Here is an 11,667-nt window from a genome sequence, read left to right on the forward strand (position 1 = left end):
CCGCCGGTGTGATCCGTGCAACAAAATTTCCGATGGACTTCCAGCGTCACTGGAAGATCGCCAGCTCGGGCTGATGATGTAGCGGCCTCGTCTGGCTCCTACGGATTGCTCCAGGGCAGTTGCTGAGGTTGTAGTCATGGGGTTTCTCGGTTCGGGGGTGAGGCCGTGTCAATCCCCTCGAAGTGTGGATTCCGGGACCGCTTCCATCGCGGCCGACTCCGATGGGGCCGCACCATACTTATCTAATTTCAACAGTGACGTCCGACACCGTCACATTGGCTTCGGTGCTTTCGGCGCATTGAGTGATTGCACTCACGCATATGGCATAGTTCCGTCTGCTATATCGATTAATCATGTTGTGCCCCAACAACTATTGATGCACTTTGCTTCAAAGTTGCCTGATTTCATTACTTGTCGGTAGGCCGTGCAAGAATCCTCGACCGTTACAAGCAGATCGATCGGAGAGCGCGCATGGCGAAACGTAGTACCCCCCTCGAGTCCCAGTCCATGAACTGCCCCCAATGTGGCACAGACCTGGGGCACGCACTGATCAGAAAGCTCGCTGAACCACAGGTAGAGCAGGTTCGTATCGAGTACGAGCAGAAGCTTGCCGCCGTAGCCGACGCGACGGCAGCGGAGGCGACAGCCGCCGCGAACATGAGACTCGAACAGCAGCAACAGGTTCAGCGCCATACCGAGGAGAAGTATCAAAGGCTGATTGACGAGAAGATTGCCGAACTGGCTGAAAAGGACGAAAAGCTCAAGCTCTCCCAGGAACTCGAACAGAATGCTTTGACCACACAGAAGCGCTTGGAGACCGAACAGCAGGAGTGGGAGCTTGAGAAGGCCCGCATGCGGAACGAGATCACCAACCAGGAACGCGCACGAGCAGACCGACTCGTCGAGGAACGGGTGAAGGTCGAGCACGACAGGATAGACCAGCAATACCAGACGCGCATCGACCAGCTCGAAGAACGAGCCAAGCGCCACGACGAACAGGCCGCGCTCACCGCCCAAGCCCAGAAAGATCTCGAACGCACACTCGCCGAGAAAGCCCACGCGGACGTAGCGGACGAAATCACCGCGCTGCGTGCGGAACTGGCACGACAGCGCGAGGCACGCCAGGAGTCCGAGACAGCCCTGCGCGGTGAAATCGGGCGCAAGGACATCGAGTTCGCCGAACACAGTGCGGAGCTGTCCGCCAAGCTCGAGGCCGAGGCTGAACGGGAGAAGGCCGAACTGCGGGCCGAACATCGCCGACAGCAGCGCCAGCAACTGACGCAACAGCAGAGCACCGAAGCGGAGCTTCGTGGACAGATCGAGGAGAAGGCCGCGGAAATCGCCGAGCGAGACACACAACTTGAGCAGGCTCAGGAAGCGGCCCGGGATGCGCTGCGCGAGCGGCGTCAACTGAAGCGGGAGAAGGATTCTTGGGTATTGGAGAAGGAACAGCTGCGTGATCAGATCGCGGCCGAAGAACGCCGGCTTGCCGAACGGCATGCTGCGGCGCAGTACGAGGCCAAGATCGCGGTGCTCGAGCGGGAGAAGCGCGGCCTGAGCGAGCGAGTGGAGGAGGCACACCGCCTGGCATCGGCGGGCGCACGTCCGCAGCATGAGGGCCTCGCACGGCAAGAGCTATTCGCCGAGGAACTACGCAACCGCTGGCCCGACGACGACATTCGCGTCGTCAAGCGGGGGCAGAAGGGCGCGGACGTCATTCAGACGGTGTGGATCGGAAATATCGACTGCGGCGCCATTGTGTGGGAGTGCAAGTGGACACAGCGATTCGAACCGAAGTGGATAACGAAGCTGACCGAGGACAAGACGAAGCACGGCGGGAATGTCGCGGTGCTGGTGAGCGCGAAATTGCCTGATGGCGTGGATGGTTCGACATGGATGGACGGAATCTTGGTGTGCGACTTTACGACAGCGGTCCATGTCGCCGGCGCATTCCGTAAGGCGATCATCGACAGCAAGTGGCGAGAACTCTCGGATGCGGCCGAACACCGCGATAGCACAAGGGTATACAAATTCGTCCAGTCCGAAGCCTTCGCCGCGTGCCTGCATCGAATCATCACGATCGCTCGCAACGGCAAGCGCGAGATCGAACTGCTCGAAAACTATGTCACGCGATTCCGAGCCAACTGGGTCAAGTCGCAGGAAACCGTCCTCAACAGCGTGTTCACCATGGTCGGCCAAATCGAAGAAGCCGGAGTCATAATGCCGGGACCGCTGCGCGGCGAGCTGCCCTCGGCCGAACACCTCGCATTGCCCGCGCCTGACGATCACCCCGCACACACTGGCGATCCTGACGGCCCGACGGAACTCGACACCGCCGCGTGATCGGCAATATCTGGTGAGGCCGCACAAAGGTTTTCGAAACCCCGCCTGCACACAGACCACGGACCGGTGAGCCGGGGCGCGGACATGGCGGCGTGACTGAGCAGGCGGCGTGATGGTGTCGGCAATGCCCGAGTAGCCATTGGCCGGGCTCCGTGGTGGGAAAGCGGAGCCCGGCCGGAACGGTTGCCGAGGGGTCGATACCCGCGACCTTCGTCGAGGACACTAATGGCCATCACAGTCGTTGCGGCGCAGGGTATCTCGAACCAATCATCGCGAAATGATCGAAACCCGCGACCGGCAGTAACGATGAACAGATGTTGTTCGAATTGAGTGGTCTCGGCTGAGGAGCGTGATGGACTGGATCCATGGTGGTCGACTTGCTCGTCCTCGCGGCGGCGCTGAGCGCCGGGATGATGGTGGTGCGGCGTTTCCTGAGCACTGGGCATGCGTGGTGGCTGCGGTCAGCACGCAAGCCGTTGCGCCGCGTTGTGGACGAGATCGTAGAAGTGCCCGCACTGGGGCTGCGGAACGATCCGGTGCATGTGCGCGTGTGGCGTGGTTGGTGCTGTTTCCGTCGGCGAACGATCGTGGTTCTCACCGTTCTCGACGGTGGTGCGGTTCCCCGCATCCAGTTCGGCTGGTGGGTGGCATGGTTGAACCGACATGTCCTTCACGGGCGAGGTCGACGGGCCACCTGGATCATTATCGAGCACAGGACACGCCATCAACCTCCCCGCTTCATCAACGAAATTTTCCGACCCGGGTGGGGCGCCAGCAGGGACTGGACCTTCCTCCGTTGCGAATACCTCCCGTCAGTGACCGATGTGGACCGGCTGATCGGTAGCCCGGTCGAACAGTTCCCCGGCGAGTTCCATCGCAGAGAGGTCGTCGAGGAATGGCAACGAACCGGGAAACCCGTTGCAGTAACCGATGATTCATTCCATGTCCGCCGCAACGCAGAGGCCCTTCAGCAGCTACATGGGCAGGGCGACAGGTGGCCGACCGAGGTGAAGATCGCCTGTCGGTCCGTAGCTCAGCTGGTACGCGACTCCGAGGAGCGTACGAAACAAGTTTGCGCGCTCTACGACAACCCAGACAGTACCTGGCTGATGCGCGTCGACGATCCAGCGGAACCCGACCTGGACACCGCCCATCTCGCGGTGAAGGTGACACCAGCTCGACTCACCGACACCGATCGCGAACTCGTGGACGCGTACCCCTCTCAAATCGGCGACGCCGAGGTCATCAACGCGCTGGATATCCTCATGCCGTGGGAACAGCGCCTACGACGCGAAAGTGGCGCTGGGCTATGCCCACCTCGAGTAGCCGATGCAGTGAAAATTGCAGTCGACGGCCTTCAGGGTTGCGCTCGTGTAGCGGCCGAAGCATCGGCAGATTCGCGAAAGTTAGCGGTATGGCGATACAAGCTCTGGTGGATCGCCCAGCGTACCGATCTGCCCTGGCTGACCGATCCCGACGACGGCGAAGAACCTCGCTACACCGAGGACACCATCGATTGGGAACAGGTCGCTACGGCCGTCAATATCGTTGCCTCCGAACTGGATCGCGATGATCTTGTCCCCTACTACGACGACACCGTGATCGTCGACTGCGACCTCACAGCCCTCGGCGAGGAGGAACGCAACATCGTCTACAACTGGTTCAACTCCCGAATTGCACCGACCGTCGACCCCTGGCATCGGCGGATGGTCGATGGCCGGCACCGCCTGTGCGGGGTGTGGCAGGCTAACCCGTCGGCGCGCATACCGATCCTGTCCCTGGAACTCCAGGGTGCCGAGGAACGCGAACCCAAACCGAGCAGCCGTGACCAGGAAGCAATGCGCGAAAGTCTCGCCCGACTCGACACCTCGACCGGCACCAACCGCAGATATGCCCGCAACCTCGCTTGGACATTGAAGGGCAACGTACTCGGACTGGACCATCGTGGCGGCCCGGCCGACGACGAGCCCCTCGAGCTGTGACAGACCGAGAAGACGAGGTTATTGCGCAGAAACTATATCGTCGGCGAAGTGACCGGAGATTTGGTTCCTGAATCGCTGCCCACACAATGAAATAGGATCCCAACTCGACCATCAACTCAAAGGTTGTAAACCCCAGGGGATTTCGCATGACAAGAGGGGCGCCGACCTATCAATTTCGTTGACAGGCCCCATAGTTCAGCGGGGGGTTTGGGGTACAAGGTGCACAGGGAGCGATTCCAGTCGGCGGAAGAAGATGCTGCGCCGCCACCGCAGGGTGTCGGGCGGGGCGGCGAGGGTCAAGTTGGGATATCGCTTCAGCAGATTGGTGATGGCCGCGGTCGCCTCGACGCGGGCCAAACGGGCACCCAGGCAATGGTGGATGCCGACGCCGAAGGAGATGTGCCGGGCAGGCCGGTCGGGGTCGAATGTGGTTGCGTCACTGACTGTTTCGGGGTCGTGATTGGCGCTCAGAAGCGACACCATGAGCAGCTCACCCTGTGCGACGCGATGGCCGCCCAAATCGAGGTCGGCGTGGGCCTGGCGCAGGGTGGTGACCGGTAGCGGAGGGTCTGTTCGGAGGGTTTCGTCGATGACCGCACCGATACGAGTGGGGTCTGCCCGCACCCTGTCGAACTCGGCGGGGTTGCGCAGCAGCGCGAGTAGGGCACCCAGAATCAGGTTCGAGGTGGTTTCGTGCCCGGCAATCAGGAGCAGCGCAATCGTCGAGAGCGCCTCCTTGAGGTTCACCTGCCGAGCGGCCATCTGTCGGGTCAGTGAACTGATCAGGTCCTCACGTGGGCGCAACCGGCGCGCGGCGAAGTGCGGCAGAATCAGCCGGGCGAAGTCGATGCTGGCGCGCCGGAGGTCCCGGGCCTCGGCGACGGTGACGTCGGACAGCACTGCGGATGATCGTTCGATGCGTCGCTGGTAGCGCCTGGATATGCCTGTGATGTCGCAGATCACTGCGACCGGTAGCGGGCAGGCCAGGGCCGACACCAGGTCCACCGGCGCGGCGGGATCCATGGTGTCGACGAACTCGGCAGCGAGTTCATCGATCCGCGGCGCGAGAGCAGTGACAGCGCGGGGGCTGAAGTGGTCGGCGGCAGCCTGTCGCAGCCGAGTGTGCTCCGGGGGGTCGGCTCCCAGCATGTGGGTTACTACCCACTCGGTTCCGTATCGCAGCGCACGCTGCCGCAGCCCGACGCCCGCTTCGTCGGCGGTCGATACGCCGAGCATCGTGTCGCGCCCCTTTCCGACGCGCGGATCGGTGAGGACCGTGCGCGCGAGGTGGTCCCCGGTCACGAGCCATCCATGGACCCCCGCTGGCGTGGTGAACCGGTGGATCTGTCCGCGCCGGTGCACGTCTCGATAGAACTCGTGTGGATCCCGGAAATAGGTGTCACCGAAGATCACAGTTTCTGTTGGCATTCGGTTTCTCCTACTTGCGTGATCCTCGGGCACCAAGAGCGCATGATCAACCGTATGGGCGAGAAAATCCTACGACAGGAGGACCACACTCGGTCACCGCAATGGCTTCTCATCGAAACCTTTGACGATGAGCTGGACGGTAACTACACCATTGTCGACTGGGGCGGTCACCCCAAGGAATTCCTACCTCTCGACAAGGCAGTGAAAGGAGCCGCACCCAAGATCCGGCAAGCCGTCAATCTGGTAGCCCGCTCGCACGAGCCGCTCTCCGCGACCGGCGCCGGCCGCCGCGTGGAGGTTTATCCACACTTCGTCGGCGACCGGTTGCACGCGGTCCAGGTGTGGTCGGGCACCGAAGACCAAATCCCACCAGACCGGCCGTTGGCCGGATCCTGGGACATCAACCTCACCACCCTGACCGCGCTCGGCAGTCCCGAATGGGCGGAGCTGGCCGACATTCCCGTTGACGAACGCGGCCAGGAACGTTCCCTGGCCAACATGTTCGCCCAGGTTCAAACCGACGAGCGCGAGTTGCGGGCCATGAAACGCATCATCGAAGCGGTGCCCGGCAGCACTCACCAGGGCATCTGGACCGTCTACCGCCCCGACGGGCGGACATTCCGGTCCCATTTCTCCTGCCGTATCTACGAGCAACCTGCCGACGGACAACTCCACCGCGTCGCCCGCGGCGTCAGCCAAACCGTCGCCACCGGCGGGGACGGCAGACCCGAACCTCTCGTACTGCTCGAACACCGGCTGCTCGAGGCCGACGTGCCCACCGGGGAGTACCGGGCGCTGATCAACCTGAGCAACCTGCGCCTGATCCGCTGGGTGCACGGCTCCCCGATCCCAGACCGGATCAGCTGGCGCCACGTCGACGGTGAACCAGCCCCAGAAATCCATCCCGACGACCGCCGCACCATGATCGAGATGGCCAAGGGCCTCGCCAAGTCCAGCACCACCGGCCGACTACGCGTCCGCGGTGTCGACGGCAGCTGGATTCCCATCATCGCCCGCGCGAGCCTGGTCGCCATCGATCAGGAGACAACCGCCGGGCTCGTAAAATTCACTATCGATAGCTGAGAATTCGCGAGTAAAATAGTGGTGCGCTCCCGCCCGCTGGGGTGGGGTTCCGGCTGTGGTCGGTTTTATGTGGACCGCGCCAGGCAGCGTTCGCCGATGAGATATCACGGCGACCGTAGCTAATGCTGCCTGCGAAGGAGCCGGACAAATGACCAATTCACCCCTACCGCGCGAATCCACTTCTCGCCCTTCCTCGGAAGCTGCTGCGCGCGAATCCACTGGTGCTCGGCCGCACGCTGTACCCGCTCGCCCCTGGCTGCCGAAGTCGCGATCCTCGGGTGGTCCAGGCGGTGGACAACAGGTTCGCTGCGGGCAGCCCGCGCAGACCGATGCGCGCACTTGGGTGGTCGTCGAAACGCTCACCGGCCCCGATCGGCCGACGACCATCCTCGACGGTCAGAATCCTCGCGCGTTCACGAAGATCCTCCGTGGCAGCCTCGGGCGCAACAGTGCGGCGGCGCGCTCTCTACCCGAGATCATTCAGCGCTGTGCAGACACTGCCGCCATCCAGGACGAACGAGTGCCGCGACCCGGAGGAGCGAAGGTGCGGATCATTGCCGTACCGGTCGCCGGTCCGTCCGGACACGTTTATGCGACAACCGTGTGGATCGGCGCTGAAGACGAGCAACCGCCATCGCGACCGCTGGTGGGCGCCATCGAATGGGACACAGCACTCGTCGCTCAACTCTCACCGGACGCGCGGCTGCTGACCGGGGCTCCGCGCAATGATCCGCCGGCTCAGAACACGTTGCCGGAGGTGATCTCGTGGTTCGATCGCTGGGATGACCGCGCCGACTTCCTGTCCATGTTCAACCTGGTCAACCCTGTCGACCGGTGGACGGGAACCGCCACCAAGTACCTCGGCGGCGTAACCCACCACTTCTACATCGCTGCTCGCGCCCACAACGACGGCTCAGGCACTCGCCAAGCAGTCCGCGCGATCGTCTGCGACATCACCGGCCATCAGCCTCCGGTGAACCCCGACCTCAGCTCTATCGCGGCCCGGAATTTGCCCATCCAACCCGGTCATGCCCTGGCGCTGGTTGACCTCAATGCAGGAGTCATACACGAATGGCTAGCCAACAGCAACGACGCTATCGCGAGCTGGCGACACCACACGCCTCTGTTCCATCCCGACGACCAGGCTCAAGTGGCTACGACGTGCCTGGATCTGCTCGGAGGCGCCACCTGGTCCGCTCACACCAGAACTCGGCTCCGACTCGACCCCGGCGATGACTGGATTCCACTGCAAGCTCGGTGGAGCCGCATCAGCAATGACAACCGCCCGCAGGCCCTCATTGATGTCACCCCGGTTGGGCCAGTGCCGCCGTCAGTCGTTGACCGCTGTCCGACATGCCGCCAGCATCACCGTACAGACGGATCAGCAGCGTGACCGCTTCTGGGATGGTGCGAGCGCCGACAAGAGCCGAATCTCAGCAAACCAGTAGCGACTTGCCATGAGGTGGTATAATGACAGTTCGCTACCAAATCCAAACTGGAGATGGTAATCCGGGGCGTGTTGCTTCCGCCCTGAAGGTCAAGCCCCGTTCGGGCTGACAGCCAAGTTGTAGCGCAGCGGAGTCGTACCGGGAATTCCCGGGTGACTCATCCAGGGCACCCGCAGCGTGCTCTGATGATGACACTCCTCCGGGGAGGAGTCGATTTCACGCCCCCGCAAGTCATTTCGGCGGGGACTTCACGGGTTGGCCATTGCTCGGCCACCTATCCAAGCCACTCGACAAACATTCGCTTGCGACCGGCGTGACGTTCCTTGCTGTCCGCATTCGCTGAAAGCGCTTGTGCAGAGGGCGGATTGGAGTGTGTCATGACTGCGAAACACACGTCCGATGTCGTAGACCGGCTGCTGAACATTCACGAAATCAGCGCCCGCACTGGACATTCCCCGTATCGCATCCGTCGACTTCGAGTCGAAGGCCACGAATTGTACTCACGGGCCTGGAAGAGCGGCGAAGCTCCGAATTCGCCGCTGCGACTTGAAGAGTCCATCGTCGACGAATGGGTTCAGAGCCGTAAGGCGGCCACGGCGGGGAGGCTGTCATGAGGACGCGAACTGCGAATGTTTTGGCAGAACAAGCGCTGGATGAAGCCCTAGAGCGGCTGATCTCTGAAGACGACTGGGCGGGCCTCGATGAAGCCATAGATGAACGTCGGCACCACTGGTGGTGCCTGGATACCCGGTGCCGGGGCTGCGCAGTCGAGCGGGGTGGTTGGTAATGCCCCTCCTTCGAAAAGCTGGCGTTATCGCGGTGTTGGTGACATTGCTTGGCATGGCAGGCGTCAATGTGGCGCTCGCGCAGCAACCCAACACTGCTCAGAATGCTAACTGCCCGGCACTCGCTGTTTTCGGTGTTCAGGGAACGGGCGAGTCCTCACCGGACGCCGACCCGAAGAACGACACGGGAATGCTGGGTCTGATGTTCCGGCCGATGATGGCCGCGGCGTCGGGCCTGATCGACCGCACCTACGTGCCGTATGAGGCGAGTTTCGGTGGCGCGGTTGCCGGTGGGCCGGTGCCGTATGAGCAGTCGGTCGATCACGCGGTGGGCCGGTTGGATCAGATGGTCGCCGGCGAAGCCAAGCGGTGTCCGTCGACGAAGTTCGCCGGTGCTGGGTATTCGCAAGGCGCACACGCGATGTCGATGTGGGCCAAGAAGGTCGGCGCTGGGCAGGGCGCGGTTCCCGCTGACCGAGTGGCCGGGATTGTCCTGCTGGCCGACCCCACCCGGCAGCCGCGATCGGGTGTATTCCCCGGCAAGCCGGGGCTGCACTCGCCGGAGCCGATACCGGGCACCAACGGTGCCGAGGTTTCGAAGATCACGGTCACCGATCCCGGGCTGACCGGTGCCGGGATTGCTCCACTCGCCGATACCAGCGAAGGCTACGGATCGCTGTCTGGTCGTGTCGCTGATATCTGCGCACCGGGGGACCTGGCATGTGATGCCCCCGAGCATGCACCAGTCGCGCATCTGATCGCCAACATCGCCGGGCAATCGACGCTGGACCCCAACGACCCGGTGGCCGCGATTTCCACTGTGGCACAAGCGTTGGCGACCACGACTTTCAAGACCGTAGTACCGGTAATCAACAACGACGTCCAGGGCAAAACCCTCGATCAGCTGAGCTACACCCCGCAGAAGACGATCTCGCAGCGGCTGGCGGAGGCATCGGACCCGCGCACCCCGATGCCGGGCGTCGACGACACGCTGTCGGCGCTGCTGAAGGTCGGCACGATCGCGTTCAATGCGACGAAAACCGTGGTGACGAAGGTATTCACGCCGGACACCATCGCGCAGCTGGCGACGGTCGGGCTGGCCGATCCGGTGGGTGCGGCGATGACGTTGGGCGGCAAGGTGGCCTCGGCGGTGATGGAGCTGGTGCCGCCGGCGACCCAGTCGCGGTGGGTGAACGAAGCGTTCACGGCGTTGAAGGACAACGTCACCGACAACCGGGACCTGTTCAACATCTCGACGCTGATCAAGTACAGCGACACGATCGCCAAACATCAAGGCTACGCGTCGTTTTCGTCGTCACCGTCGGGGCAGTCGGCACTGGATGTGGGTGCGCGGTGGTTCGCAGCCGCAGCGCACGACATCGCTGCCGGTCACGGGAATTGAGGTGAAACACCTTGGTCCCCAACGTTCTTCGTTCGCACCGCGGCGCTCCGGTGTTGGGTGAACGGAATCCCACGCTGGTGGTCGCCCCGAAGGTCACCGACCGCGCTCCTGTCCGGATGGAATCGGCGGATGCTGCCGGGCAGTCACCGGCGGAATGGGTGGTGATGGGTGCTCACGGTGGTGCCGGCGCGTCCACCCTGGCCCGGTGGTGGCCGCAAGCCGCCGATACCCAGGGGGCCTGGCCGGGATGCCCGGACAGCACCCAACTGGTGGTGTTGACGGCGCGGATGTGCATGCCGGGACTGGTCGCGGCGGCGACGCGGTTGCGGGAGTGGCACGCCCAGCTCACCCCCACCGGGGTCGTGGTGGTCGGGCTGGTGTTGATCCCGGCACGGCCCGGCCGGATCCCGGCACCGGTACGTCGATTCCGCGAGATCGTCGCGCCCCTCGTGGCGGGAGCGGTCTATTCGATCGGCTGGTACGACGACCTGCTGGCCCTCGAACGCCGCCAGCTGGCTCCCTGCGAGCCAGACACTCCATCCGAGCCCCGGCGCCGCACTGATCTGACCGCTGCCGCACCGCGTGAGGTGGGCCGGGTAGCGGCCCGCATCTCCGAATCCATTGCCGAGTTGCAGACAACCGGTGTGCTGCAAAGCCTTTGAAGGGAAATCCTGTCATGTCGATCCTGTTTGCTGTTCATCAGACCGTGGCCTATCTCGCCGACACCATCAACGTGGTCCCGAAGGAACCGCCGGCGGCAGACAAGATGATGAAGATCATCGGGTGGCTGTCCTGGGCTGCCATGACCGCTGGTGTTGCCGGAATCATTTATGCCGGTGGGAAATTCGCGTGGGAACGCTGGCACGGCGGGGTGATGGAATCGCCGAAGATCGTGCTCGGCGCGCTGATCGGCGGCATCCTGATCACGTCCGCGGGCGCGATCATGAACGAGGTCGTGTCGTGAAACCGTTGCCCGGCAACGTTACCGAACCCCTGTATCAGCTCCTCGGGTGGCTGGGCTGGTTCGTCTTGGCTCTGTGTACCGGTCGAATCATCTGGGCCGCAGCGCTATTGATCGTGCGGTCGCATCGCGACGAAAGCATCGAAGGACTCATCGGCGCGCTCCTCGGCGGCGTCATCGTCGGCTCGGCCGGACTCATCGCCGGAGCCCTCCACGCACCCGTGTAACGGGAGGT

General features: G+C 63.1%; 9 protein-coding genes. 8 read left to right on the forward strand and 1 reads right to left on the reverse strand.

The window, feature by feature from the left end; genetic code table 11:
• Window positions 1-507: 507 nt before the first annotated feature.
• Both HPY32_RS28155 and HPY32_RS28160 read left to right on the forward strand, forming a co-directional pair.
• Window positions 508-2,343 (forward strand): DUF2130 domain-containing protein, encoded by a 1,836-nt coding sequence (locus tag HPY32_RS28155; protein WP_171983080.1) that lies wholly within the window; start codon window positions 508-510, stop codon window positions 2,341-2,343.
• 365 nt (window positions 2,344-2,708) lie between these two features.
• Entirely contained in the window at window positions 2,709-4,325 is a 1,617-nt protein-coding gene (locus HPY32_RS28160) for a hypothetical protein (RefSeq protein ID WP_067577284.1), read from the forward strand.
• A gap of 195 nt (window positions 4,326-4,520) precedes the next feature.
• On the opposite strand, the gene HPY32_RS28165 is transcribed toward HPY32_RS28160, so the two are convergent.
• On the reverse strand, window positions 4,521-5,627 hold the full coding sequence (locus HPY32_RS28165) for a cytochrome P450 (protein ID WP_171983081.1): 1,107 nt from the start codon (window positions 5,625-5,627) through the stop codon (window positions 4,521-4,523).
• A gap of 36 nt (window positions 5,628-5,663) precedes the next feature.
• Between HPY32_RS28165 and HPY32_RS28170 the strand changes: the two genes are divergently transcribed.
• From HPY32_RS28170 to HPY32_RS28195, 6 genes are all read left to right on the forward strand, one after another.
• Window positions 5,664-6,836 carry a GAF domain-containing protein gene (locus HPY32_RS28170; RefSeq protein WP_171983082.1) on the forward strand — a complete coding sequence of 391 codons (1,173 nt, stop codon included), beginning with the start codon at window positions 5,664-5,666 and terminating at the stop codon, window positions 6,834-6,836.
• A 343-nt stretch (window positions 6,837-7,179) separates the two neighbouring features.
• Window positions 7,180-8,229, forward strand: coding sequence for a GAF domain-containing protein (locus HPY32_RS28175; protein WP_156673777.1), 1,050 nt, complete (start codon window positions 7,180-7,182; stop codon window positions 8,227-8,229).
• Window positions 8,230-9,034: 805 nt separating this feature from the next.
• Window positions 9,035-10,471 (forward strand): cutinase family protein, encoded by a 1,437-nt coding sequence (locus HPY32_RS28180; protein ID WP_171983083.1) that lies wholly within the window; start codon window positions 9,035-9,037, stop codon window positions 10,469-10,471.
• A 50-nt stretch (window positions 10,472-10,521) separates the two neighbouring features.
• Window positions 10,522-11,133 carry a hypothetical protein gene (locus HPY32_RS28185; RefSeq protein ID WP_067577290.1) on the forward strand — a complete coding sequence of 204 codons (612 nt, stop codon included), beginning with the start codon at window positions 10,522-10,524 and terminating at the stop codon, window positions 11,131-11,133.
• 14 nt (window positions 11,134-11,147) lie between these two features.
• Window positions 11,148-11,435 carry a hypothetical protein gene (locus tag HPY32_RS28190; RefSeq protein ID WP_067577292.1) on the forward strand — a complete coding sequence of 96 codons (288 nt, stop codon included), beginning with the start codon at window positions 11,148-11,150 and terminating at the stop codon, window positions 11,433-11,435.
• Window positions 11,432-11,659 carry a hypothetical protein gene (locus HPY32_RS28195; protein WP_067577294.1) on the forward strand — a complete coding sequence of 76 codons (228 nt, stop codon included), beginning with the start codon at window positions 11,432-11,434 and terminating at the stop codon, window positions 11,657-11,659. The genes HPY32_RS28190 and HPY32_RS28195 overlap by 4 nt, the downstream gene beginning before the upstream one ends.
• The last annotated feature ends 8 nt before the right edge of the window (window positions 11,660-11,667 follow it).

It is taken from the genome of Nocardia terpenica, assembly GCF_013186535.1.
Taxonomy (GTDB): Bacteria; Actinomycetota; Actinomycetes; order Mycobacteriales; family Mycobacteriaceae; genus Nocardia; species Nocardia terpenica.